The organism is Citrobacter sp. RHBSTW-00887, from assembly GCF_013728095.1.
Lineage (GTDB): Bacteria > Pseudomonadota > Gammaproteobacteria > Enterobacterales > Enterobacteriaceae > Citrobacter > Citrobacter braakii.
Genome location: NZ_CP056267.1, coordinates 60039 through 83817 on the forward strand (window position 1 = coordinate 60039; position 23779 = coordinate 83817).

The window sequence follows — 23779 nt, forward strand, 5'->3', positions numbered from 1 at the left end:
ACTTATAGTGTAAATGGATTTAATTATCACTTGCAATTAATCCATAAAAAAACCTGAACTATCGATTCAGGCTTTTACTTGCTCAAAATTTAAAATCAAAATGAATAACGAATATTGGCGTTAATTGCCTTATCAATATCGTAATGACCAAACGCCGAACGCTCAAAATTAAGACTAATCCTGGTGTTTTCTTTTATTTCAGCATTGACACCGAAATTAAAGTTTACCCGGCTATCTTTACCATTTCTGATGGACGTTTTCCCGGCAAAATCACGAATGACCGTCTTCGCAGGATTAAACAGGTCATACTGATAATGAACGCCCGTCAGCGCGGTCAACTTCCAGTCTTTACCTGTGAAGGTTTTACCGATATCAACGCCGGTACGACCTATCAATGGATTATCCTGCTTACGCTGCATACGGATGTCTGAGCCTGCAGACTGCCAGTCAAACCGGTTTCCTGACACCGAGCCATAAACCAATTCCGTCTGCGGCTGAATAAAGGTTTCGTCAGGTAACGAGAAGCGCCAGCCGGTTTCTGTGCCCAGATACCAGGAATGTGAGCGGTAATCCTGCTCCGGCATTTCGATTTCGCTTGCCGAATAGTGGTTATCGTGGCGGACATATTTACCGATTGCATCCACATACAGCCCGGAGTCAAACATCGCGGAAGCATAGAAACCGATACCGGTTGATTTTGTCTGACCGGACCAGCCATCACCATGGCTGCTATTGTGAGTGAACGTTGCCGTCACACCGGTAAACAGATCACCGCCGTCAAACGCGTGCTTTCTGTCGGCTCCAATCTGCAGATGTGTCCAGCTGTTGGAATTGCCCGCCTCAGCGGAACCCGTACCGCTGAAGATTCGCGCCCACGCCCCGGTTTCACCGTGGGTGTTGTGCAGATCGCCCATGCGGTAGTTCAGGTTGTTCATCTCTGTCAGGAAGTTTTTATATCCCGCATTCATAACTGATTTGCTGGCCTGCAGCGCCGCGTTGTCCTGCTGCACGTCAAATCCTTCCAGCCGCCATTGTTTACTGTTTTCGCTCTCCACGATGCCCAATTGCGGCGTGAAGGTATGAATACCCGCGCGCAGTGTCACTGGTTTGAGCGTGAACACATCGGCAGCCGTCGTTTTCGGTGCTGTGACTAACGCTACGGATGACATTCCCTGGCTCACTGAAGCCACAGACGGGACAACAACCAGCGCATTGTTTTTACCGGACAGCGACTGCTTAACCGTTACCGTATCTGCCGTTTTACCGTCAGTGTTCAAGATGAACTGGCTGTTGCTGGCCGTCAGAGTGTTCACCGTCAGAGAACCCGCTGCGCCGGTATTGCCAAAGCGCACCTGTGAACCTTTCAGGTCGAGAGATTTCACCACGGACTGCCCGTTCGCCTGCCAGAGGGTATTCGTCATCACCGCGCCTGCCAGTGGCGCACTCAGGTTGCCACCATAAGCCGTGAACAGATTCTCACTGGCTTCCTCTGCTGTACCAAAATTCAGGCTGGCAGTATCATTCGCCTGAATATTTCCCGTTATTACGCTACCCGTGCCGACATACAGCGTGGTGCCTTGGCCGTTAAAGCGCCAGCGCTCAGCCGAGTACTGTCCGGACAACAGCGAAAGTGTCGATCCCGCACCGGCAGCCACTTCACTGTCAGAAATCAGACCCAAGGTTGCCGTCAGCTTCGCGCCATCCGCCAGCGACAGCGATGAGTGGCTGAAGCTGCTTTTCTGGTTGAGAACGGCATCGGTGGACGCCACCGTCACCGAGCTGTCTGCGCTGTCAATCCCGCCGGTAAAATGCTCATTAATGTTAAGAGTAGAACCGTTATTCAGCTGTACGCGGCCGGTGAAACGGCTCCGATCGGCGTCGTTTGTAGCTTTTGACTGCCCGAATGACGGCGTGGTTTTCACACCGTTACCGTCATTGAGATCGATATAGAGATCTTCACTACCCAGCGTCACGGCAGAATGGTCTGCAAAAAGCGTTGTATTGAGGCTGGCATTCCTCGCCAGACTGAAATCAGTATTGTAAAGATTAAGCTGTTTCAGGCTGAACTGGCGGGTCTCCCAGTCACTTTGGGTAAAGTAAACCGGCTGAGTGAGGACAGAATTGTCGCCAAGCGCCTTCAGCTTATCCGCGACAGCCTGAGTACTGACGGCATGTACAACCGGATGCCCCTGAATAAACAGGCGGCCATTATGCTGGGTGAAGTTTCCCTCCGTGTTCATCCCACCATCCATGACAAAGTCGTTCTGCGTTCCGGGCGTCATGGTATTTTTAACATCAACATTACCGGTAAAATGGCCGTGCCAGATGTTGGCAACCGCCGTCGTGGCATCTGGCTTGTTGAAATCCAGGTTAACGGAGGCCTGACTTCCGCTGTTGGTCAGAATCGCCCCATCGTCGGCGCCGTTCAACTGATGGAAGGTGAGGCTGTTACCGTTGATATCGAGCTTACCGCCGCGATAGCCCCATTTGATATTATCGGGATTAACCTGTTTGTCATCGCTTAAAACAACGGTTGGGCGACCGCTTACAATACTGACATTATTAAAGGCCTGAACATTACCATCGCTATCCGGCCGTTGTGCCAGGACGACAGTTCCTTCGCCAACATTCAGCCCTCCGGGGTTGATTCCCGTGCCGTTAACTTTTAATGTCCCGACACCAAGTTTGTGCAGGTTATCGCCCTGAACACCATTAACTTGCCAGTCAACGCTATGATCGCCGTTGATAATGATCCCACCACCTTCCCAGGTCTGAGAGTCGAGTGGTTTGACCGTATAATCGTCATCAAAAGTCAGCGTTCCTGCACCTTGGTTAACGGCATGTTCTAATACAACGGTGCCACCGCCCTGGAAGGTGAGATCTTTACCGCTGTTTAATGAGGTTGGCGCAGTAGGGCCGAAATTGCCATGCATTGACCATGAGGCTGCACCTTGGGTTAATGTGCCAACGCCTGTGTTATCATCATATGACCAGCGAATATCTCCCTCATTTTGTTGTGATTTAATGGGAGCATCAGCGTCCTGTTTCATGGTATCAGCCACATCTCCGACAGGGATGATCGTATACCAGTTAGTTTTTCCATTCACACCCGCGTAAGAATTGAGCACGGCAGTGACAACCCATTTGTTTTGCTGAGCATCCCAGGCAAAAAGTGGGGAACCACTGTCGCCAGGTGTGCCATAGGTGGAAAGTGGCGTATTTGTTGTATTAGTGACAAAACTCCAGTCCGAAATAAACGGATGATTTACGATCCCCCCGGTTTTATACGAGTATGCCCCTGACAGCTTAGTCAGTTTACCGCTCTCATCTTTTACATATTGCGTTCCCGTACCGACCCGATAGAAAACGGGGAACCGCTCCTGATTCTGATATGTGCCTTTGGCCGTTCCCGCGTCAGTCATATCCAGAGCGCTAACCTCTGTCACAATTTTGTTTAGTCGGGGGGTATGGAAGTCTCGATTGTGGTTATTTCTGTCAACCAGGGTGTAGGTAGTATCGTCGTTGTAACCAAACTTCACCTTTTTATAGCCCACATTGTGCTTAACGCTGACGATATATTGTGGCGCAACTAATGTAGCAACTCCAGTCCTGTCATTAGAACTGAAATCTATCATGGGCGCTTTATTTAACGTGGTGACGACATTTCCATTTTTATCATATAGCGGGATGTTTTCTGCATCTGGTTTAAACGAGCCTTTATTTTCAGCGAAATCGCGATATGTTTGATAATTAACCCCACTGCTGACAACAGAAGCATTTGATGCAGCAGAACATAATATCCCCAACATACTCACTAGCAGTACGCTTATTGATACTCGTGGAGTGATGTTCTTCCTTATACCTTCACTGACTTCTGAAACGACAACCGCCTCACCTTTAATGTTCTTTTTTATCGCGTATATCTTATTCACGTTTCCCCCAGTCACTATCCGCTTAAATAAATGACATTTAAATGAAAATCAGATCCAGTCAATAAAAAAAAGCGTCTTTTTATTTTTTTATCCTGAAAGAGCATTGTAATGAGGAATTTACTGCCACCTTTTTCTATTTTTATCATCTCTATTGAAAATAAAAGAGTTGGTTATAAAAATTGAAATAATAAAACTGACCTAATCGCAAATAAAAAAAACCGATAAAAAAGTAATGATTACTATTTTTGGGTTTGCCAGCGAGTTTTTAGATCAATATATTCCGTTTCGCTCATTAAGATTGTTATGAGCTGAATTATGAATTAAGCCTATTAATGGAGTATAAAATGAAAAAGCTGATTTTAGGTTCGGCAATTGTGGCAGTTCTGGGTGTAGCGTCTAATGCTATGGCTGCGCCAAACAGCGGTACTGTAAACTTTACGGGTAGTGTTTCGACTGCTACCTGTGATCTTTCTTTGAAAGATAATGCTGGTGGGGATATTTCAAATGTTAATTTAGGTGTTCTTTCAAATACAGCAACGCAAAATGGTACCCCTGTCCAATTTAAGTTGGTACCTCAAGATGCGACTTGCCTTGCTAAAACTTCTGCTAATGTAGCCTGGACATCCTCCACGCTGGCTGCGGCAGGTATTAATAACGCCGCTACTGGGGGTACTAACGCTTATTTGTTGGTTGCAGCAACCAACGCCACCCAGACAGGTACTAATTCTTATATCAAACAAGGGCAAACCTCTTTTGATTATACTGCTGCGGGAGGTGTTAAATCTTTTGATTATAGTGCAGTACTTGCAAAACCGACCGCAGCTCTGACTGCAGGCCCATTCAATGCATCTGCAAGCTATGTCGTAACCTATAAATAATTATCTTTTGATTAAAAGGGAGTTACCGCTCCCTTCTTAAATAAGATACATGTCGGCAAGGTTTTAAAATGAAGATAAAAGTATTATGTGTCGCTATCATTTTTCATTTATGGTCGAATGAAATTCTTGCCGACGATTTTAACTACAGTTTTATCCGTGGTGGCAGTAAAGATGTACCTGAGGTGTTGAAGAATACCGGGCAAAACATACCCGGAAACTATGTTGTCGATTTACTATTTAATGGCTCCAAGACAGCGGCCTCTGTAGAATTAGCTATCAGCAATGATGATGCTGAGCATATTTGCCTTTCTGATAAATGGTTACAGGAACAAAATATTCATATTAATAAAGAATTCTATAAACAGTATCTTAATCCCGCACGCAACTGCTATCTTATCGATAAAGAAAAGAACAGTCGGGTAAAATTTGATCCTTCCTTGCAGGAGTTATCAATCGATATGCCTCAGGCTGGCTTTATAGATTCAAAAAAGGAAGGCGGCACCTGGGATTATGGCAGTACCGGTTTCAAACTCGCCTATGATCTTAATACGTCAAAATCTACTGACCAGGATCGGACAACATACGGTAATATCGAAGGCCAGATCAATATCGGCGAATGGGTCCTGTTGGGTAGGGGATATGCATATCAGGGAGAAAAGTTTGAGAGCAATAACCTGCTGTTAACACATGCGATAAAATCGATTAAATCAGATATTCTTATCGGTAAAACCCAGTCCTACAATACCCTGAACGATGGTTTTACCTTTTATGGCGCGCAGTTAAAGTCTAATCAGGATATGTATCCCTGGGACTCGCAGTCTTATGCTCCGGTCATTAATGGTATTGCCAGAACACATGCCCGTGTCACTGTCGAACAAGGCGGATACACATTAAAGTCGTTCGTGGTTCCACCGGGTCCTTTTGTGATTAACGATCTGACCGGCGTATATTCTGGCGACATTATCTTAAAAATTTATGAAGAGGATGGTTCGGTAAAAGAACAGCGATTCCCCGTCGCCGTGCTGCCAAATTTATTAAAACCCGGAAATTATAATTACAATATCGCGGTGGGGAGTAAAGTTGACCAATACAGTAACAAGCGTGATGATGACAGCTTATTCGCGCAAATCACTTATGATTACGGTTTTGAGCCCTTTACGCTCAATACCTCTGCACTGGTCGATAAAAACTATAACAACATTGGTCTGGGTCTTATCCGCTCTTTCGGCTGGTTTGGCGCCGTGGCAATGAGTGGCAATCTGTCACAGGCAAAATACCATAATGGTAAAGCCATGAACGGCTTTAGCGCATCGGTGAAATATGCCCGCACCTTAGGGGAAAACGCAAATTTACAGTTGATTGGTTATCGTTTTAACTCAGAAAACTATATTGATTACACGGATTTTAACTATCGCTATTACAGCCTGTTAAACAACAGGCCTAAACAGCGATACGAATCGATTATCACCTATCAGCTTCCGGAAATGAATGTGTTCTTCAACATGTCGGCCTGGAAGGAAGACTATTGGGACAGTTCCAGTGAGGTAGGTGCAAACCTGAATCTCAGTAAGAGCTTTAATAATATTTCTGTCTCTCTGAATGCCGGGTATTCCCGACTGCAGGGGATGGATAACGATTATAACACCGGTATTTCACTGAGCGTGCCCTTTAGCGTGTTTGATAAATCGCACTATAGCTTCTCTGGCATAAATTACGATCGCCGTAATGGTACGAATTTCAATACCGGTGTTTCGGGAAGCATTAATTCTCGCCTGAGTTATAACGCATCCATCAGTCAGTCACGCAACAACACGGGAAGCGCGATTTCAGCTTCTTATCTGTTTGATGAGGTTCAAACCTCGGCCAGCTATTCGCAAACGGGGAGCTCGTCCAGCTCTTCCTTCCAGGTTGGCGGAAGTGTTATCGGACTGCCAGATGCAGGTATTCTTTTTACGCCAGTGAAAAATGATGAAATTGCCGTTGTACAAATGGAAGATGTTCCAGGCGTCAGATTTAATGGTTCCATGCCTGGCGATAAAAAAGGGCGCGCTGTCATACCGTTAACCGCGTATAACAATAATACCATCACCGTCAATGCGGATAACTTGCCACAGAGCGTTGAGTTAACAGAAAACGCAATCAATGTGACGCCGACGGAAAACGCGATTATCTATAAGAAAGTGAAATACAGAAAAATTAACACGTATATCGTAAAAGTCATCAGCAGTAATGGTTTTGTTATTCCAATGGGAAGCATCGCTAAAAATGCAGAAAATCAGGAAATTGGTTACGTCAACAACGGCGGGATTCTGTTAATGAATCTTGAAGATAAAGATGAAGGGATCATTTCTGTTGGTGATTGCAAATTCGATTCACGATCGCTGCAGAAAGATATGGGTAAAGTACAGGAGATTAAGTGTGGCTAAGAACAATAAACTGAGAAAGTTTTTCATTTCTGCATCACTGTTGTTATTTACAGCATCAAGTCATGCGGCGTTTGTCCTTAACAGCACACGTTATGTGTTTGATGAAAAAAGAGAGAATATCTCTGTACAGGTTGATAACCAGTCTACTCAGGAATATGGCGGACAGATATGGATTGAAAACCAGGACCAAAACGACAAGAACGTCTATTTTGTACCCAGCCCGACGTTCTTTAAAGTGGCCGATCAGCACAAACAGATCCTGCGTATCCTGAAAATTAATGATGCGCTACCAAAAGATAAAGAATCGCTTTTCTGGATCAACATCCAAGAGATACCCAAAGCACCAAAAGACGGCGTGAATGCATTGTCTATCGCCCTTCACACTCAGGTGAAAATGATATATCGACCTGATATATTGAAGGACAAAAGAGAAAATGCAGAAAAGAACATAAAACTTATTAATGATGAAAGCAGTACGGTGTTGTTCAATGACTCTCCATATTATTTTGCGCTAATCAATGTTAAGCAAAATGGAAAAAATGTAAATCTGGGAGATGATGTTAAAAATAAAATAGCTGTATTTTCTCCTTTTGAGAAAATATCACTCAACAAAAAACTAACTGGAAATATTAGTTTCGTTGCTTTTGATGATTACGGTGTTGATAGAGAATATAATATTTCTCAACATTAATTAGTAGATGGAATATCTATATGCTTAAAATTTTTTTATATCTCCTGATACCATTTTCATTATTGATACATCCTGCCAGTGCAAAAAATTGTGGGACAGGACTCGGCATCGTATGGAATTTAGGAAGTGCAGGTTCAGAATATTTAGCATCAGGTTATTATACCTCCGTGGATAGTTACTATGCAGGGGAGCTTATAGCTACCATTAATGGTGATATGTATTGTGACGCCGATTACATGGATGGAGTTACAGGGATTAGCCGAATGATAATGAGGTTAAATGATGGGCTACAATGTAAGGATAGTAGTACCATCTCAATAGATGGAGTGACCGGCGCGGAATGGAAATTAACTGGAATGGTCTGCGAGAATAATAAGATACGCTCGACCACGACAAAGAGTACACCTTGGGATCAAAAAGCTAAGTGGCCTAATGGAACAACTATTGGATCAGCTAAATTACTTATAGGTTCAGCATATTGGAAAAACTATCATGTAGATGATCATCGAAGTGTAATGATACCCTCTCCAAGTTTCGGGTTGGGAGTTTTAGACAATAGCCCAACTATCAATGTTGGTTCCGTTATTGAAAAGGGGAGACAAATGAATATATATAATCAAGGTACCTGTACGATGTCTTTATCTACTGAGAACTTAAACTTTGGACGCTTATCCCCGCCAGATATTAATAACGGAAATATTAAAAAGGATTTCTACTTAGATTATTCCTGTAAAAATAAAGGTGCAGTAAATGGTGTATATATCAAGTATGAACCAGAACACACAATAGATGCTTCCCAAGGCACGTTTAGTGCCAAAGACAAGAGTGGGAATAATTTAATTTTTAAAATAAGCACACCTTCTTATTCCAATCGCACTATTCCTCTTAACACATTATGGCCAATGGTTTCCCCATCGGCCTCAGATACATCTGGTAGAGTCTATTATGACGTACAAGTTATGCCTTCTACGCCACTACCTTCCGGTGCTGTATCTACTTATTTAAATGTTTCTCTTGTTTATAGATAATTGGTGGCTGTATGCAAAGGTGGTGTTTATATCTGTTCTTGATAATGCTCCCTTGTTGTAAAGGATTTGCAGTAACAATACCGAAGAAAGTAACTATTAATGCAGAAATAGCATTAAATACATGCGCGGTAACACTATCACCTGCAAATATTAATTTTCAGCAAGTGAGTGTAAGCCAACTTGAAAACAACGCAACTACACCACAGGCAGTTGATTTGAATATTGCTTGCAGTTGGCCCGCAACCGGGATCTCACTAAAATTCTCGCCTGCTGCTGGCGTTTCCAAGAGCAGCACTAACCTGATGAATACGGGGTTATCCGGCGTTGGGCTTGCGTTGTCATGGAAAGATCCAGCCGGCAAAGATTTTAAGTCGCTAGAATTAAATAAGCCTTTTGCGCTCCCAACTGCATCAAGTAACAAAAATGAAACGCTTGGTCAGTTTCAGCTGTTGCCTAAACAAATTCCGGGTGAAACGCTCCAGGCAGGGAATATTTCCACCAGTCTGACTGTCGAGGTGACCTATGATTGACAGGAGATGTCTTTTTTTCCCATTGCTGGCGGGACTGTTAAGCACATTAACGGCGTTTAATAACCAGGCCGCACAAAAGGCAAGCGTAAGTCTCCCCATTGCAATGCAGGTCACTAATCCTCAGTGCCAAATCAATAAAGGGCTTGGCCTGCCTGAAACCGTGCAACTTCCGCTGATCACAACTTCAGGTGCCTTATTAGGTGATAGTAACGTTGAAGTTCCCATTGTGATTGACTGTGCCAGTGATATCACCAAATTTGAAGTTACCCTGGCAGGGGGCAGTAATTCGAAACTCAGCACGTCAAATAATAAGGTTGATATCACCTTGTCATGGAAGAAAGGTGGAGGATCCGTAGAATTCGGGAAGCCGGTCGAGCTGAGTAAAGCACCGTTTCTTGTGAGCCAAAAGCAATTTGATGGCTCCTTATTGGCCAGAGTGTCTCCACATACAGGGACCATACCGGCAGGTAATTACACAGCCAGTTTACCGGTGACGTTTACTTATTATTGAGATAGCATAACAAAAGCTGGGGAAATTCCCCGGCTTGTTAATCAATTAATCAAACACGCCATTGAAAATTGCGGTCACTACTGAGGTGCTCAGTGCAATAAGAACGAAATCATTCCTTACTATTTTCCATTCATAGCCAGGATAATAAGGTCGTTGCCCCAACATCGATGCCGGAACCGTTTTTTTCGCAATGCCTGGTGGTAAGGAGCCACACCCCTTCAGGCCATAATTCACCGCCAAATGTCGGGCAGCCGAAAAACTGATATCAGAATCGACATGATCCGGTTTGCCATAGTTTTTACGGTGATCGGATGATGCGTTATTTTTCTGACCCGCATTACCTTTCTGCACATTCCCTTTATTTCCGTAATTATCACTATTATTGCCATGGTTGCCACTATTACCATTGCCGTTCCCATTGCCTGTTCATCACCCGTGCTGAGTGGCAGGTGCAGCGCTGAATCATCCAGTTTTCGGGTCGCCACCAGCAACACCCGGAATCCTTGCGCGTTGTAATCTTTCGTTTTCGCCAGCAGTAACTCACGACGGTTTCATTCAGCGTGACCACCTTGTCACCATCAGCATCTCTTCCACTGCGCCTTTGCAAATCAGACTATTATCACCGTTACGTACATCCTCTACCGACGCAGATACTAGGGTTATTTCTCTTTTTTTATCAGGTATTACAGGGGTTTTGTTGACTTCGAGGGAGCTCAGGAGAGGCATTTTGGCGGAGATCACAGGAGTCGTATTTGATACTTAACTCATTGATTTAAAATTGATATTTTGTGTTGGATAAATGAGTAACCCCCATAAGCACCCCCAAATGATTTTGCTTGTGGAGAGCAGAGGCATCCAGAGCTACTTTTTGGCCTGTAGTAAAGTGGCAATATCCTTTTCGCCTCCGGCTTCTGTTTAACGCCGAGTTGTTTGGTAAAACCGAACAACTGAAGTTTCGCATATTCAGTTTGCCAGCGTCTGGCGATGCTCTCCCTGCTGAACTTGTAAATTAGACTTACAGGTTACGTAGTAGCCTGTTGAGAGTTCTTGGCCGCAATGATTATGCCAGAAACCCATAATCTACTCAGGTTATCTTGCAGGTAGCGCTCCAGGAAAATGTTTTGCCACGATATCATTCATCCTCTCCACCAGATCAAGGCGTTTAAATGTGATATGTCCGCTGCCTTTCTGAAAATAACGAATGCTAAAGAAATCATCCTCGAAGACCTGTTGATGTGGATTATCGCGAACAAAATCCATGAACCGAATGGAGATATCGTGCCGGTTATCAGGGATGGTTTTACCATCCAGCAAATACAGCATACGTTCCAGATCGGCTAACTGATCGCGCCGCCAGCCCCAGTTCAGGCTGTAGCCCCATCGGTCATGCTTCACCAGATTGTTGACGATAATCTTCTTGCCAAAACAGCAAGGATTGTTGGTTTTGTAGTCCCAGCTTAGCCCTTTAAATACGTTGATAATTCCACGTTCGAAAACATCCTGTTTATTGTGGTGGAGTTGTTCAAAGGTGCTCAGGATGTTGGCTTCACTGATTGCCGGGAGATCACCCTCTTCGAGGTTCTTCGCCCACTGACTACGCGCCTCTGCGTCCATTAACGTCAGCATCCCGGACTTCAACATTAGATCGCGCCAGATGCTGCGATCGATATTGTGGGCGATCACCGGCATTGCCCTGTCTACAGGTTGTACCAGCCAACAGTCAAAGGAATGCCCTTGTCTCATTGCCCAGTGATCTGCCACGTCACCGCCAATGCTGGAGGTCAATCGGGAAATATCATCAAGCTGGCGGATTAGCGCCTCTATTTGTTTTAGCGCAGCATCACGTCCTGTGACGATACGTTCAATACTGGTCGAGCAAATTAGCTCATTATGATCGGTTAAAACTTCAGCTTCAGTTTGCATTATTTTTGTCCGTATAAAAGCAAACGCGCCTGCCGGGAATGGCAGGCGCATTATGCAATGAGTGAATAAGGAATAAAGATCGGGAATGTAAATCGGGAGGTTGTACGCAATATTCACCGTACTGCGTTGTTACGGCTTTGTCGCAACAGGCCAGTTGCCTGTCTTGCCCGTAAAATATCTACAGCCCGAAGATAAGGCGATTGTTCCTGCCAGCTAAATCCCTTCCTGTCGATACGCACCAGTTCGTATTTCTCCACCAGAAAATTCACAGCATCGGCCAGCATGATCCCGGCATCAATGTGTTCCTGAATAACGGTTTCATCACTAAATGGCGTGTCGTTCAGTGTCAGGCCATAGTGCTGCTCCAGCAGGCGTGTCAGTAGCATTTGCCACACCGCCACTGGCGACAGATATAGCTCAGCCGCCCGCGAAGTTGTTGCAGGTTGAGGTTTCATGTTTGCTCTCGTGAAATTAGTTAGCGTTGAGTGGAATAGACGACTACATATACGTAGGCGCAACTGCCAAGGGTATCGGCTTCGCAGGTGAAACCGTTGTGGTAAATGGTGATGCAGTGGGCATGACGGGGATTCAATTCACCAGTGGTCAGCATAGACTCGATCCGGCTGATAAAATGTGGAAATACCACATCCAGCTTAAGACATTCGTCGTCACTAAACTTACCGGTGATACTGGCCCGGTCAGCCAGATAGTGCAGCCGGTTACCCTCCTGCACCAGACGTGCTCCCATGCACGGCGTGATATCCCGCTGCAGGCCCCATGTGATGTTACTTCTCATCAGGCTTCTCCTTTATCGTCATTTCAGGGTAATACTCATCAGGCAGGCATAGGGCCCGTTGCGGTCCTGGCGGCGTTCGGCGTATACCGCCAGCACGCCGGGAATGTCAGGAACTACCTTACCGGTGTAATGACAGACGCTACCGTGCCACTGATATTTGCCGGTGCAGTAGCGAAAGATTCGGGACTCAGGATGCTGGCGGTATATCGTCATTGCCCGGCGTTTACTGATAATTTTCATGTCAATACCTCACAGCAGACCGTGTTCTGCGAACGAATAGATTTGCCTGCCGCCGACAATCAGATGGTCAGGTACGCGGATATCCACCAGTTGAAGTACCTGAACCAGCCGCTGCGTGAGGGCTTTATCAGCCTGGCTGGGCGTCGTCTCGCCGGAAGGATGGTTATGCGCCAGTATCACCGCCGCCGCATTGAAATACAGAGCACGTTTGACTACTTCCCGGGGATGGACCTCGGTGCGGTTAATCGTGCCGCTAAAGAGCGTCTCATGGGCAATAAGCTGATTCTGGTTGTCCAGATACAACACCCGGAACTCTTCCCGCTCAAGTGCGGCCATATGCAGTCGTAACCATTCCCGAACGGCATGAGTGGAGGTGAAGGCTACCCCGGGCTCATGCAGATGCCGGTCCAGAATCCTGAGGGCACGCTGGATGAGACGCCGGTCCTGTGGCGTTATCTCGCCGGGCAAAAAGGAAAGCTGTTTCATTCGTTGTACCTCCGGTCAGTCGATGATGCGCAGAATGGCGTGAGCTTCAGGATGCTGCAGGGCATAGTCCCGCAGGCGATAATAGTGTGCGGTCATAGCGTCACATTCTGTACGACAGGCGTGATGGCTGTATTCAATAAGGCAGACAGCGATACCTGCAGCTTTTGCGCTCATTTCCGCACCATTGCCGTTCATGCCGTTGAGCAGATGCCATTTATCGTCACCGTCTGCATCAGGGGCCATAAACGCGCCGCCATTGCTGAGCGTGTAAAAGGACCAGATACCACCGCTGTACTCATCACAGAAGCGGTCCATCCAGGCGAAAATACGGGGTTCCAGCGATATCCACTGCGGGATAGCGCCAAAGTACAGCGGCCAGAAATCGAGACGCTGTTCGTCAGGTACGGGTGTTGCAGTAAGGTCAAATTGAGGTTCATTAGCGGACATCAATTCGCATTGCGTTTGTGTCGTCATGGATATTCTCCGTGAATAAAAACGCCAGCGACGATGGCTGGCGTATGGGAAGGACATACAGGGATGATGAATGGGTGTAGTCAGCAGGAGGATGCTCTGAGGATGCCTGACTTGCGGATATAGCGGTTAAGTCCTTCACCGGCATCCGTTTCAAAGCTCCATGCCCGCCAGACCATTCGACCTTCGGAGTCACAAACTACCAGGCGAAAGTGACTGCACTGGTCATCTTCTATAGCGACGTTTTGATACCGGCTGGTAATAGCGTCGGCCTGCTGTCGGGTGAAAGGGTCCGACGGCAGTAATTGAGATTCAGGCATTCGGTGCACCTTAAAAGCAAAAACCCCTGACGCAGATGCGTCAGGGGTTTTGAGAGAGTGTTGTTATGCGGATTCAGTCAGAACCCCGTCTGTACCTTATACAGGCGCAAAGTTTTGCTGCCCCGGACAATCTTCACATACAGGGCATTATCTTTTGTGCCACGCACAAATCCGGCCTTTACATCTCCCTTGCAGTCACCACCGTCATAAGAGATGTTAAGTCCAGTGTTAAATACCAGGTCAATAACCCCGAAGCTTAAATCTTCACAGGCTGGACCAGGCAGGTCCTGAATCAGGGCAAACTTACGGTCATCGCTGACATCGGTCAACGAGCAGATGGTAGTGTTGATGTCGTTCCCCTGGCACCAGTATTCCTGGCCGGGGTTGTCTTTGTCCATCAGACTTTCCGGAAGCTGCGCGGCACTGGCACTGAAGGCAGTAAGTGAGAGAATGAAAGCAGGGATAACAGCGATTATTATTTTTAGCATGATCTTCCTAATAAATGGGAACTGGATTGCGCCAGATATGCATGTAAACCATCTGGCGTGGTTTAAAACATCTGTAATCAGATCCTCAACAGTTACCGGTTCGGCGGCAGAGTTCAGCCATACTCTGCTTTGCCACCCATTGCTGCAGCTCCCTGTCTTTTTGAGAACGCTTAGCCTCCAGCGCGGCCTGTTGTTTGGGATTGACGCAGTTATCAGGCACGACCATCAGGGTGTTTGGTTTAAATTTTATCCGGGCTACTCGCACTGTCTCTGCCGGGTCATCAGTTCCACTCGCTCGCTGCTGTGCCTCGTCAAGCAATGCCGCCTGCGTATCAATCAGAACGAAACCACATGCCTTTCCCTCACCCTGGTAGACAGATGTCAAATCTGAGGAAGAACCACTGGCTGTTTTAAGCGACAGTTTGCGTACCGTTTTAGTATTTTTATCGGCTATAAAATAACCTCCATTGTATCCCTGACGTAGCAGGAATTGCCGAGTCCAGGGATAATTATCGATCACTCTGGCACCATACAGCGCATTGCTAAGGGTATGGTTGTCCAGACCATCAGCTGATTTCCAGCCGTCTGCCTGCATGTATTGCCAGGCCTTAACAGTACCCACAACATTTTCAGCGGCTACTGGCAAAATTGTTCCGACGCACAGACTGAGCGCCAGTGTGGTTGCAGTGAGTAATTTCATCTTTGCTCCTTATAGGGTGAAAAACCGTCGTCGCCGACAACGAGAAGTGAATGGAAAGTTTGAAAGTGAGGTAAAACCCGAAGAAAATCGGGATGTGACAACAGATTACGTACCTGTGTATCCGGGACAAAAAGCGCAGGATTGAATGTCACCGTGTGAATATCACCCAGTGTGAAAACCGATATATGTCCTTCATGTTCACCGGTCAGGTACCAGCAGCCGTCGCTGCACACCAGTCGATAGGGGGCCAGACCTGTGCAACGATGACCTTCTGCCAGTAGCGTAACCCGACGGTGTTCAGTGATGGCGCGGATAAGTCGCGTAAAAACTTCAGTCCGTGCCTGTGTTCTGGAGTTGGTGCTGTGCCAGATAAGGCAGGGAGACTCGCTGGCACTCAATAGTGAGTTGATCAGTTGGTTGTCAATATCCGGAAAAAGAGCCTCCACACCGGACTGACGGACAAAGGTCTGCACCGTCAGCTCCCTCTGACGGCTGCCGGACAGTAGACGACATTGCCCGTTACGGAACTCCAGGTCGAGATAGGCCAGACGCTCGCGAAAATCCCGACGCAATGTGCGCACTGACACGCCAAATTCGACGGCCAGTGTCTGTATGGCCAGCGTTTCCCCCGCCACAAGACGGCTGATAATCAGCGACAGGCGAACCGCAAGGCGCTCATGGCGGCGCTCAGACTGAGACATGAGAGGCGTTCCCCACTCTGTTAATGGACTGAAAATTAAGTGATTAGTGTAACGAGAGTGCCGGACAGGATACGGACAGCTGAAGCGGTATTTTTTCTGCAGGATGAATGCAATCAGAATGCGGCTTCATAGTCTTTTGAGGAAAAGCTGCCTGGAAATTAATCAGCAAACGGACAGGAGGTGTCCGCATACTGCCGGAGTTAACATCTGTTTGCCTCAAATCCGGAGAGCATCGCTTCCGCCATCACCCACAGTGCACGGTTAAGCTTCACATCACCGTCAATACCGCGCACCGAACGGGTATGCGTTCCTCCGCCTTTCGCACTCCTTCCACTGAGCCCGCCCTTAATCAGGTTCTCCTGAATACGTTGGTATGTGGTCCACAGATCATTGCTCTCATCCTGCCAGCGGCGTGGGGAGAGTATCTGAGGTGCTGTCACCGGCTGGTGGTCCTCACCGAAACGGTACGTCAGTGCAGCCTGTGCCAGAGCCTGTTGTGCAGGTGGCGGCAAAATCAGCGACTGCATGGCATCCCGTTTCTCTTCCACACGGTCAAAAATCCCCAGCACTTCATACGCCCCCTCTATCACCTGAGTCACCACATCTCCTTTGTGCGGCACCCGCACCTCGCCAAACGACTCACCGCAGACGAGTCCGTTCTGGCATACGGCACGGAATAATCCCGGCAACATCTGATACGAGCTGGAGCCATCATGAGAGTTGAGCAGAATAATTTCCGGGACCTGTTTGCCGGTAATTTGCCCCTCCCTACGCAGGCGCAGCATGTGCTTTGTATGCTCGCGACGCCCAGGGTCACGAACACGGGTCTGGCAGGCAAAGAAAGGCTGAAAGCCCTCACGCTGCAGATTTTCAAGAACGGTAATGGTTGGTATCCAGGTATACCGAGCGCTGCGTGACGCATGCTTCTCCTCACTGAAAACGCTGGGTACCACACGAAACAGCTCTTCGCGGGTTAACGGACGGTCACGACGAATAAGGTTTGCTGCGCCAAAGCGCGAAGCCAGACGGGTCATAAGAGACTCCTCATGATGGAAAAAGAAAGACAAAAAAGCCCTGACGCACAATCGCGACACGGCTCAGAGAACAACGATGTAAGGGGCTAAATATTCAGAAGAAGAAATTCCAGACGGCACGGGCGACAGATACCACGGTGTCGCGTGCAACCTGAATGATTGCCCGTATTGGGGGCGGTATCAGTGGCATGGAACTTATTGTGTCCAGTACCGAGCCTACCGTTTCACCAAAATCATCACGGGCTTTTTTATTAACGGTATCGGTACGAAGCGGCGTACTGAGATGTACCGCCACCGGGCTACTAGCCTCACGCGGAAGGCAACGAATCATCCGTTCAGCCATCACCCGCAGCCCCCACTGCAAACGTACCGATACCGCACAGACAGGGTTTACCGGCTGGAACAGTTCATGTAACAGGCAGATTTTGCGGCTGATATTCTGTTTCTGCTCTGTAGACAGCTTTTCACCACCGCTGGTGGGTTCGGCCTTATCCGACTGACTGATAACAAACAACACCTTATGCCGGTATGCCTCACCAATCACCTCCCGGTAAAAATGTTCATCCACTGCCAGCGCCCGGTCATCGGCCTTAATCAACCACAGCACCAGGTCCAGCCGGGGAAGCTGTTCGCTGTAAAGCGCAGCATATTCTTCATCGTGCCTTTCACTTTCACCGACACCGGGCAGATCCACGATGGTCATAAAGTGCTCACCCACCTGAAAACGGAAGCGTAGCGGTTTACGGGTACAGGCTGCAACATCACTGACCGGCGAAACGTTCCCGGCAAAAAGCGCATTACACAGGCTGGATTTTCCGGCTCCGGTCTTACCCATAATGCCGATCACTGGCTCATAATCCGCAAGCCTGCTAATATTCGAAAGTATTTGTTTTCTAATAAAATCAGGAAGAACAGCCACAGACTGCGTGATATCTTGCAAACCTTCATGTATCTTCATCAAATAACCTCAGACAAATAAAAGAAACTCGCCTTAATGTCTATAATTCAGGCGAGCTTTCGGGGATGATCATTGTGATAATATCTGTCTGAAATATTTTTAAATGCTTCTGATATTCTTCGGAAGTTTTAAATATGCAGAATTAATGCATAACTCTAACATCTCTTGCCGGGTCATTTCACTGGCTTGTGATAAATCAGACAATTTTTTTTGTAATTCAGGCGTCAAAATGGCAAGAACCGTATTCTTGACTTTGTCTTTTTTATTTTTCCCAGATAATTTGAAATTCCTCTGAGCATATGCATTCTTTATCTTTTTACTAAAATTAATAATGGTTTCATCAAGTAAAACAGTGGAAGTACACCATATATCAAATGCTGCATTGACAGCCAGATAAACGTCATGTGGGTTATCCATTATGGGCGTAATGTATTCACCAATCATTTTTCTTTCACTAAGATAATTCCATGCCCACAGACAATCATCTTTTTTCTTGGGCGACAGAAATGATAGTGCGTTTTTTTTACAAGTAATCTGTCTGTAAGAATTTCTCATTTCATTTAAAAATCTACGTTTGCCTTGAGGGTTAATCCATCGATCAAAAAAATTCACAATATTAAAGAATCGTGCCCTGCTATTTCCAGGGAGGGGATCACAGCCCAAAAAAATATAAGGAGTTACGCCTGGTTTCTTAATAGGTGGTGAAAAAAAGAGCGCAGGCATTGTGTAAATGTTACACCACATCCAGTAACAAGCCCGGTCACTGTCCTCAATCCAAGAGAAATCACTGAATTTATATACATTTTCTAATGCGGAACTAACTATGTTATCCAGTAATAATTTTGTTTGTTCAACATCAATGTCGGTATTAATTTCGGGTATTTCTTTATGTAGAAACCTTATCCAATTGTCCACCCCTGATTTCATTAAATGGCTCGTGAATGTAATGGACTGGCTTTTCAACGCCTGACTGATGTAGCCGCATAAGCGACTATCGTAATCTGAATCTGAGCTAAATCGTCCTTTCATCGTACCTTCTACACACTCATCATTGAAGTAATTAAAGGATAATAAAACAGTAACCAAATGATAATCAATAGGTAATAAAATGGTAATGAAAAAATCCAGGAAAGGCTTGTCCGTAGCTGTTAAAAAATCCTATCACATGCTTACAGTTTAAGAAATTGATGAATCATGTACCCTGCATCATCGTCTGCACATACCAGTGGCTATCTACACCCAATCGATTTAGAGTTACAGGACGATGACCAGCCCGCGAGTCCCCAGGAGCATAGATAACTATGTGACTGGAGCGGGTGGGCGCAACCAACGCACCTGTATAGTTATTATCGGAATGGTCCAGTAGGTTACCTCTTATTATACAAGGGAGAATAGAGTACGGAGGATGATAAAAAGTCTTAATAGCCAAGAGTAAGTTCATAAAATTAATAATTAAGGTTAATTGGTATTATAGAGAGTAGATCCCAATTGATAGACATCTAACATCCCAACCTCGGGATGATACATATCCGTCATAAGTGATTGAACCCTGCTTGACAGAAAAAACAGATGCACTAGTTCCTTTGAATTCATCCAAAGGAACAGAGCAATGCAAAGACATTACCCACATTTAAAGAAAATAATCCCTAACGACTTCCTGCTGAATTTGATTAATCACCATCTCAATCAGATCCTGGCATGTCACGCCAAGATACTGGCGTTTCGAATGGATTTTGATTATCAGCGTGGTACGAATCGATTCATTCGTAACTCCTCGATAGAAATACAAGATGACCTCAGAGAGCTTACTCAGGCAATGATCAGCCTTCCTGGCGTTATCGGTAGCTTCTGGGTACTGGAATGGACATCAGAAGGGGCAGTTCATGCCCATGCTATTTTTTATCTTAATGGCCGGGAACATCAGAAATCATTCCCATTCATTTCACAGGCAGGAGAACTGTGGCATCAAATTACTTATGGCGAGGGAAAATACCAGCGATGCAAACCAAAGGAATATCATCAGGACAACATTAACAATGTTGTTGAATATCACAATAACGAAGCCATAAACAGTCTCAGACGTATAGCCAGTTATCTAACAAAAGAAGACCAAAAATATGGTTATCTAATTTGGGGATGTAATGAGGTTCCCTCGCCTGCAAGGCAGGGTAGACCAAGAAAGTTTTGTTAGTTTTTAACAGCAGCACCGGTTGCTATGCCGGAGCGGGCAGCAGAATAACCCCGACTTCGGTTTCCATTTAGCTACCGGAGAATCAAATCATGACAGTTAAACCAACCCTACTTGAAGATCGCTTTGTTGATATGGCTTTTATCACACGTCTGACCGGGTTAACCGATAAGTGGTTTTACAAGCTCATCAAAGACGGTGAGTTTCCTAAACCGATCAAACTTGGGCGAAGCTCACGATGGCTACAGAGTGAGGTGGAAGCCTGGCTTCAGGAACGTATTAACCAGTCCCGTATGTAATTCACCCTACCCGCGTTAACTAAACCGACAGCATAAAAATGATTATCCGGTTGCTCCGGAGGTTTTCTGCTGTCTGCAATTTAAGCCAGAAGAAATATGGACCATGAAAGATTACAAACCTCGTTACAAAGAGCTTTATAAGTATTACCAGGTCTGGTTGACCGATTTTACGAAGCTGACGGTAAGATCGGGTATGTGCCACCAGAATATCTACCACCATCATACCCTGACGGTTGGCAGCCTTAAGTTTCCGGGAGAGGAAGAGGTTATTGCTATTGTCCCCCAGTGCCTGCACCGGATTATTTATGGCAGAGCAGCAGCATCGCTGGCGGTCAATGATGATCTGAGCGTCAGCTTATTTACCCAGGAACATCTGCTGGCTCACCATCCCATGCTGGAAGGTATTCTGCTGTCTGAGTGCGTGCGTTTAAAACAGCGTCCTCTGGCAAACAGGCTCATCAGTTTGTTCCGCCAGTTCAGCGGTAGCGAGCTGCGTCTGAAGCTGGTCTGGCTGTGCTGGTACGATTTGATGCTTGGTAATTGCCTTGATGACTGGACCGACAATCTCAGGTTCAAAAAAGACAAAGAGATGGATAGCTGGGTCAATGACCGACAGGCAGAAAACCCTGTACTGACCAGTCTGATGGACGAGTACGTCTGCTTTGCATGGCGGACGACTGCCGAACCACTGAATCAGGTCTGATGCCTTGCCCTGCAAGGGTTCTGAAGGCAATAGTGAGTGTGAATATTAATATCGGTTATTAGTATTATTAATAGGCATTCCTTCTTAATCCTTCACCCTGATTAATCCCACCATTACCAAATCTTTCAAAAGCCCTGTCAGTAACTGCGTCATGCCTTCCCCTACGGAGGCTTCCTCACATCTGCTGATCTTTGTCAGCACGAAGGAATCTGTTCTATGCAAAATAAACCGCAATGGGAGCCAGACTGGTATCTGGAATCTCTCCTTAACATCCATATTTGCGAAATGGTTGATCGCTATGCCTGCCTGCGGGCACTCCGAGTCGACTTGTTCTATCAGCATCACACCGCTAAGTACTACCTGCAAAGTCACCATCATCTTGAGAGGGATCTCCGGTTACTCATGGATCACATGATGCAAATAGGCGCAGTCGTGGGTTATTTCTGGGTTATCGAATGGACAGAAGACCATCACTACCATGCGCACGTAGTCTTCTGGGTAGATGGCAACCGTAGTCGGAATGTTTATCCCTGGGCTGAGAAAGCCCGTGAGTTCTGGACGTTAATTACCGAAGGTGAAGGGGGCTTACATCGCAGTGAATACAAAAAACATTACAGAGCCAATATCAATATCCCGGTGCGTTACAGCGAACCAGACAGTATCGACAACATCCGACAGGTGTTGGCGTATATGACCAAAATTCAGCAGAAACATGGCCTGCTGCTGTTCGGCTGCAACGATGTCCCTGAACGACCAGCAACCGGGCGACCACGCAAGACTGACTTCTGAGTAAGGCAGTTTTTTACGCCAGCAATTCATAGTGTGACTACCACACCGTTATTTACCTCGCAACACCTTTAAACCTTCCAACCGCATGGCTTCTGTCTGCCCTTCAGGGACGGCTTATGCCTGCGTGTTGGCTGGCTGGATCTAGAATATGTTTGCCAAATCCTTTCTCGCTCTCGAAGGTAACGGTGGTCTGAGCGATGCCCTTACAGCCCCTTATGATCGCTACACCTGCAAGTGTGCAGCAATATCCGTGGTAATTTATATTGCGCCTCTGAAGCGGAAAAATCACGCTGGTCGATAGCAAAGGCAAAATGTGTTTTGTCATAAGGCCATATGTTCCAATTTCGCGTATCATAACGGAGTTTTTAAACCCTGACCGTGGAGCCATTATGACCGCCAAAGAATATCTGGGTGACATCATTGGTGGCAGCCTGATGTTGCGTGAGAGCAGAGTCATCGCGGAGCTGCTGATATCCTCACCAAATGATGATCAATGGCTTAATGCTATTGTAAATGACAATGTGCTGCAGAAGACCTCAGTGCACAGTGTTAAACGCATGGCTTCAACCCTGCGTAAAAGAATTCAACCGATGGGTGAGGCATTCTGGACTGAGCTACTAAAGGCCCCTGATGATGCAGCCAGACAAATGTTGCTAATGGCGACAATGTGCCAATCCCCAGTGCTGACCGATTTCATGGCAACGACACTGTCTGATGCCCGACAGATGTTTCGTGAATCATTGCGCAGCGAAGACTGGCAGGAATTTATTCTATCCCGCCAGCGTGCCATTGTCGGCTTGGATCAATATTCCGAAAGCTCAATCCAGAAAATGGGCAACAATGTATTTAAAATCCTCGCAGATAGCGGGTATCTGGAATCAGGCCGCAGTAAAAAGCTGAAAAATGTCTTCCTACTACCCCAGATAAGAGAGTGGGCAAACAGTCTCGACTGCCAAAAAGTCTACGATGTGATGGAGTCAGTCAGATGAGAGCGAAACTGGACAGTAAGCCGCAATTGTCAGCTCGTCTGGAACAAATCGAAGACCGGCTTAAAAGTGAAGGCTTCCTGAAGAACCAAGAGCTCGGTGGTGAGATCGGTTTTTATATCTTTGATTACCCACCTCAATTTGAACTTACCGTACGGGAATATCTGAGATTGACTCTGCCTCGCCTAGCTCGGCAGGGGCTGAATTTCGCTCATCTCAATCTGTTCGAAGAGGTACTGGCAATTTTGCAAGAGCGTAAATTGTTAGATAAAGCTTTTGATCTGGAACGCAAAAAAGGTACCGATGAGCTAGCCAAAGCACTTAAAGGACCTCTTGAACAAGGTCGAATTGCTAAGCATCTGATAGATAAAGTGCTTCCGGCCTCGCCTCAATTTGTATTGTTATCAGGTCTTGGCCAATGCTGGCCATTGCTACGTGGTCATAGTTTGCTTAATGCATTACATGCCCATATGGGGGCGATACCATTGGTATTGTTTTATCCGGGCAGTTACAACGGCCTCGAACTTTATCCTTTTGATCTGGACAGCGCAGAAGTGGCAACAGCCAACTACTACCGAGCTTTCCAACTGGTGCCTCACGCATCTAAGTACTGAAATTTAAACTGCTGCCGAAGCTTGTTTTTTGAGAGAATTCAAACCACTAACTTGGCCGCGAAAGAGTCATCACGTTATAGCGAGCAG

The 23779-nt window shown here is 46.3% G+C and carries 26 protein-coding genes and 3 pseudogenes; 13 read left to right on the plus strand and 16 right to left on the minus strand.

Annotated elements, in window-relative coordinates; genetic code table 11:
- Positions 1 to 95 precede the first annotated feature (95 nt).
- Positions 96 to 3932: a S6 family peptidase gene (locus HV314_RS00290; RefSeq protein WP_181547052.1), complete on the minus strand. Its 3837-nt coding sequence runs from the start codon at positions 3930 to 3932 to the stop codon at positions 96 to 98.
- Positions 3933 to 4276: 344 nt separating this feature from the next.
- Here HV314_RS00290 and HV314_RS00295 point away from each other — a divergent pair, with 344 nt between their 5' ends.
- The 6 genes from HV314_RS00295 to HV314_RS00320 all read left to right on the plus strand — a co-directional run bounded on the left by HV314_RS00295 (position 4277) and on the right by HV314_RS00320 (position 9996).
- Positions 4277 to 4810: a fimbrial protein gene (locus tag HV314_RS00295; RefSeq protein ID WP_181547054.1), complete on the plus strand. Its 534-nt coding sequence runs from the start codon at positions 4277 to 4279 to the stop codon at positions 4808 to 4810.
- A 68-nt stretch (positions 4811 to 4878) separates the two neighbouring features.
- Positions 4879 to 7236, plus strand: coding sequence for a PefC/AfrB family outer membrane usher protein (gene pefC / locus HV314_RS00300; RefSeq protein ID WP_151222211.1), 2358 nt, complete (start codon positions 4879 to 4881; stop codon positions 7234 to 7236).
- Complete coding sequence (locus tag HV314_RS00305; protein WP_223949792.1) at positions 7229 to 7927, plus strand: fimbrial chaperone; 699 nt, start codon at positions 7229 to 7231, stop codon at positions 7925 to 7927. The genes pefC and HV314_RS00305 overlap by 8 nt, the downstream gene beginning before the upstream one ends.
- A 20-nt stretch (positions 7928 to 7947) precedes the next feature.
- A complete protein-coding gene (locus HV314_RS00310; protein WP_151222213.1) occupies positions 7948 to 8955 on the plus strand; it encodes a fimbrial protein in 1008 nt (335 codons plus the stop codon).
- Positions 8956 to 8966: 11 nt separating this feature from the next.
- Positions 8967 to 9485 (plus strand): fimbrial protein, encoded by a 519-nt coding sequence (locus HV314_RS00315; RefSeq protein WP_181547056.1) that lies wholly within the window; start codon positions 8967 to 8969, stop codon positions 9483 to 9485.
- Positions 9478 to 9996 carry a fimbrial protein gene (locus HV314_RS00320; protein WP_181547058.1) on the plus strand — a complete coding sequence of 173 codons (519 nt, stop codon included), beginning with the start codon at positions 9478 to 9480 and terminating at the stop codon, positions 9994 to 9996. Before HV314_RS00315 ends, HV314_RS00320 begins: the two co-directional genes overlap by 8 nt.
- Positions 9997 to 10041: 45 nt before the next feature.
- Here the strand turns inward: HV314_RS00320 and HV314_RS00325 are convergent.
- The 15 genes and pseudogenes from HV314_RS00325 to HV314_RS00390 form a co-directional block, all read right to left on the minus strand.
- Positions 10042 to 10407: pseudogene (locus tag HV314_RS00325) on the minus strand (anti-virulence regulator CigR family protein); the annotation flags it as partial.
- Positions 10408 to 10421: 14 nt separating this feature from the next.
- Positions 10422 to 10650 (minus strand): annotated as a pseudogene (locus tag HV314_RS27225) (hypothetical protein); the annotation flags it as partial.
- 435 nt (positions 10651 to 11085) lie between these two features.
- Positions 11086 to 11919, minus strand: coding sequence for a DUF4942 domain-containing protein (locus HV314_RS00330; protein ID WP_099530882.1), 834 nt, complete (start codon positions 11917 to 11919; stop codon positions 11086 to 11088).
- A 113-nt stretch (positions 11920 to 12032) separates the two neighbouring features.
- Positions 12033 to 12374, minus strand: a complete 342-nt coding sequence (locus HV314_RS00335; RefSeq protein WP_108168483.1) for a TA system toxin CbtA family protein — start codon at positions 12372 to 12374, stop codon at positions 12033 to 12035.
- Between the two features lie 20 nt (positions 12375 to 12394).
- Positions 12395 to 12715, minus strand: coding sequence for a type IV toxin-antitoxin system YeeU family antitoxin (locus HV314_RS00340; protein ID WP_108168484.1), 321 nt, complete (start codon positions 12713 to 12715; stop codon positions 12395 to 12397).
- An 18-nt stretch (positions 12716 to 12733) separates the two neighbouring features.
- Positions 12734 to 12955 (minus strand): DUF987 domain-containing protein, encoded by a 222-nt coding sequence (locus HV314_RS00345; protein ID WP_108168485.1) that lies wholly within the window; start codon positions 12953 to 12955, stop codon positions 12734 to 12736.
- A gap of 9 nt (positions 12956 to 12964) precedes the next feature.
- Positions 12965 to 13441 carry a JAB domain-containing protein gene (locus HV314_RS00350; protein ID WP_108168486.1) on the minus strand — a complete coding sequence of 159 codons (477 nt, stop codon included), beginning with the start codon at positions 13439 to 13441 and terminating at the stop codon, positions 12965 to 12967.
- Between the two features lie 15 nt (positions 13442 to 13456).
- Entirely contained in the window at positions 13457 to 13915 is a 459-nt protein-coding gene (locus HV314_RS00355; protein ID WP_108168487.1) for an antirestriction protein, read from the minus strand.
- Between the two features lie 80 nt (positions 13916 to 13995).
- Positions 13996 to 14232 (minus strand): DUF905 domain-containing protein, encoded by a 237-nt coding sequence (locus HV314_RS00360; RefSeq protein ID WP_108168488.1) that lies wholly within the window; start codon positions 14230 to 14232, stop codon positions 13996 to 13998.
- Between the two features lie 77 nt (positions 14233 to 14309).
- Entirely contained in the window at positions 14310 to 14720 is a 411-nt protein-coding gene (locus HV314_RS00365; protein WP_043082399.1) for a hypothetical protein, read from the minus strand.
- 85 nt (positions 14721 to 14805) lie between these two features.
- Positions 14806 to 15420 carry a hypothetical protein gene (locus HV314_RS00370; RefSeq protein WP_108168489.1) on the minus strand — a complete coding sequence of 205 codons (615 nt, stop codon included), beginning with the start codon at positions 15418 to 15420 and terminating at the stop codon, positions 14806 to 14808.
- On the minus strand, positions 15417 to 16121 hold the full coding sequence (locus HV314_RS00375; RefSeq protein WP_108168490.1) for a WYL domain-containing protein: 705 nt from the start codon (positions 16119 to 16121) through the stop codon (positions 15417 to 15419). Before HV314_RS00375 ends, HV314_RS00370 begins: the two co-directional genes overlap by 4 nt.
- Before the next feature lie 200 nt (positions 16122 to 16321).
- Positions 16322 to 17155 (minus strand): DUF932 domain-containing protein, encoded by an 834-nt coding sequence (locus tag HV314_RS00380; RefSeq protein WP_108168491.1) that lies wholly within the window; start codon positions 17153 to 17155, stop codon positions 16322 to 16324.
- A 94-nt stretch (positions 17156 to 17249) separates the two neighbouring features.
- A complete protein-coding gene (locus tag HV314_RS00385; RefSeq protein ID WP_108168492.1) occupies positions 17250 to 18113 on the minus strand; it encodes a GTPase family protein in 864 nt (287 codons plus the stop codon).
- Positions 18114 to 18212: 99 nt separating this feature from the next.
- A complete protein-coding gene (locus tag HV314_RS00390; RefSeq protein ID WP_073528237.1) occupies positions 18213 to 19142 on the minus strand; it encodes a hypothetical protein in 930 nt (309 codons plus the stop codon).
- A gap of 580 nt (positions 19143 to 19722) precedes the next feature.
- Between HV314_RS00390 and HV314_RS00395 the strand changes: the two genes are divergently transcribed.
- The 7 genes and pseudogenes from HV314_RS00395 (at position 19723) to HV314_RS00420 (ending at position 23692) form a co-directional block, all read left to right on the plus strand.
- Positions 19723 to 20304 (plus strand): rolling circle replication-associated protein, encoded by a 582-nt coding sequence (locus tag HV314_RS00395; RefSeq protein ID WP_039026316.1) that lies wholly within the window; start codon positions 19723 to 19725, stop codon positions 20302 to 20304.
- An 89-nt stretch (positions 20305 to 20393) separates the two neighbouring features.
- On the plus strand, positions 20394 to 20600 hold the full coding sequence (locus HV314_RS00400; RefSeq protein WP_108168494.1) for a helix-turn-helix transcriptional regulator: 207 nt from the start codon (positions 20394 to 20396) through the stop codon (positions 20598 to 20600).
- 103 nt (positions 20601 to 20703) lie between these two features.
- Complete coding sequence (locus HV314_RS00405) at positions 20704 to 21303, plus strand: hypothetical protein (RefSeq protein WP_038879447.1); 600 nt, start codon at positions 20704 to 20706, stop codon at positions 21301 to 21303.
- A 216-nt stretch (positions 21304 to 21519) separates the two neighbouring features.
- On the plus strand, positions 21520 to 22092 hold the full coding sequence (locus HV314_RS00410) for an inovirus-type Gp2 protein (protein WP_038879444.1): 573 nt from the start codon (positions 21520 to 21522) through the stop codon (positions 22090 to 22092).
- Between the two features lie 148 nt (positions 22093 to 22240).
- Positions 22241 to 22324, plus strand: a pseudogene (locus tag HV314_RS27520) (putative zinc ribbon protein); the annotation flags it as partial.
- A 157-nt stretch (positions 22325 to 22481) separates the two neighbouring features.
- Complete coding sequence (locus tag HV314_RS00415; protein ID WP_108168496.1) at positions 22482 to 23081, plus strand: DUF1819 family protein; 600 nt, start codon at positions 22482 to 22484, stop codon at positions 23079 to 23081.
- Positions 23078 to 23692 (plus strand): DUF1788 domain-containing protein, encoded by a 615-nt coding sequence (locus HV314_RS00420; RefSeq protein ID WP_001201808.1) that lies wholly within the window; start codon positions 23078 to 23080, stop codon positions 23690 to 23692. Before HV314_RS00415 ends, HV314_RS00420 begins: the two co-directional genes overlap by 4 nt.
- Positions 23693 to 23779 lie beyond the last annotated feature (87 nt).

Excerpts from the sequence above, each read along its gene's own strand:
- HV314_RS00330 (WP_099530882.1), bottom strand. The coding sequence starts at position 11,919 with ATGCAAACTGAAGCTGAAGTTTTAACCGATCATAATGAGCTAATTTGC.
- pefC (WP_151222211.1), top strand. The coding sequence starts at position 4,879 with ATGAAGATAAAAGTATTATGTGTCGCTATCATTTTTCATTTATGGTCG.
- HV314_RS00345 (WP_108168485.1), bottom strand. The coding sequence starts at position 12,955 with ATGAAAATTATCAGTAAACGCCGGGCAATGACGATATACCGCCAGCAT.
- HV314_RS00350 (WP_108168486.1), bottom strand. The coding sequence starts at position 13,441 with ATGAAACAGCTTTCCTTTTTGCCCGGCGAGATAACGCCACAGGACCGG.
- HV314_RS00365 (WP_043082399.1), bottom strand. The coding sequence starts at position 14,720 with ATGCTAAAAATAATAATCGCTGTTATCCCTGCTTTCATTCTCTCACTT.
- HV314_RS00315 (WP_181547056.1), top strand. The coding sequence starts at position 8,967 with ATGCAAAGGTGGTGTTTATATCTGTTCTTGATAATGCTCCCTTGTTGT.
- HV314_RS00335 (WP_108168483.1), bottom strand. The coding sequence starts at position 12,374 with ATGAAACCTCAACCTGCAACAACTTCGCGGGCGGCTGAGCTATATCTG.
- HV314_RS00360 (WP_108168488.1), bottom strand. The coding sequence starts at position 14,232 with ATGCCTGAATCTCAATTACTGCCGTCGGACCCTTTCACCCGACAGCAG.
- HV314_RS00405 (WP_038879447.1), top strand. The coding sequence starts at position 20,704 with ATGAAAGATTACAAACCTCGTTACAAAGAGCTTTATAAGTATTACCAG.
- HV314_RS00295 (WP_181547054.1), top strand. The coding sequence starts at position 4,277 with ATGAAAAAGCTGATTTTAGGTTCGGCAATTGTGGCAGTTCTGGGTGTA.
- HV314_RS00400 (WP_108168494.1), top strand. The coding sequence starts at position 20,394 with ATGACAGTTAAACCAACCCTACTTGAAGATCGCTTTGTTGATATGGCT.
- HV314_RS00420 (WP_001201808.1), top strand. The coding sequence starts at position 23,078 with ATGAGAGCGAAACTGGACAGTAAGCCGCAATTGTCAGCTCGTCTGGAA.
- HV314_RS00320 (WP_181547058.1), top strand. The coding sequence starts at position 9,478 with ATGATTGACAGGAGATGTCTTTTTTTCCCATTGCTGGCGGGACTGTTA.
- HV314_RS00410 (WP_038879444.1), top strand. The coding sequence starts at position 21,520 with ATGCAAAATAAACCGCAATGGGAGCCAGACTGGTATCTGGAATCTCTC.
- HV314_RS00340 (WP_108168484.1), bottom strand. The coding sequence starts at position 12,715 with ATGAGAAGTAACATCACATGGGGCCTGCAGCGGGATATCACGCCGTGC.
- HV314_RS00415 (WP_108168496.1), top strand. The coding sequence starts at position 22,482 with ATGACCGCCAAAGAATATCTGGGTGACATCATTGGTGGCAGCCTGATG.
- HV314_RS00355 (WP_108168487.1), bottom strand. The coding sequence starts at position 13,915 with ATGACGACACAAACGCAATGCGAATTGATGTCCGCTAATGAACCTCAA.
- HV314_RS00370 (WP_108168489.1), bottom strand. The coding sequence starts at position 15,420 with ATGAAATTACTCACTGCAACCACACTGGCGCTCAGTCTGTGCGTCGGA.
- HV314_RS00310 (WP_151222213.1), top strand. The coding sequence starts at position 7,948 with ATGCTTAAAATTTTTTTATATCTCCTGATACCATTTTCATTATTGATA.
- HV314_RS00375 (WP_108168490.1), bottom strand. The coding sequence starts at position 16,121 with ATGTCTCAGTCTGAGCGCCGCCATGAGCGCCTTGCGGTTCGCCTGTCG.
- HV314_RS00385 (WP_108168492.1), bottom strand. The coding sequence starts at position 18,113 with ATGAAGATACATGAAGGTTTGCAAGATATCACGCAGTCTGTGGCTGTT.
- HV314_RS00380 (WP_108168491.1), bottom strand. The coding sequence starts at position 17,155 with ATGACCCGTCTGGCTTCGCGCTTTGGCGCAGCAAACCTTATTCGTCGT.
- HV314_RS00390 (WP_073528237.1), bottom strand. The coding sequence starts at position 19,142 with ATGAAAGGACGATTTAGCTCAGATTCAGATTACGATAGTCGCTTATGC.
- HV314_RS00395 (WP_039026316.1), top strand. The coding sequence starts at position 19,723 with ATGCAAAGACATTACCCACATTTAAAGAAAATAATCCCTAACGACTTC.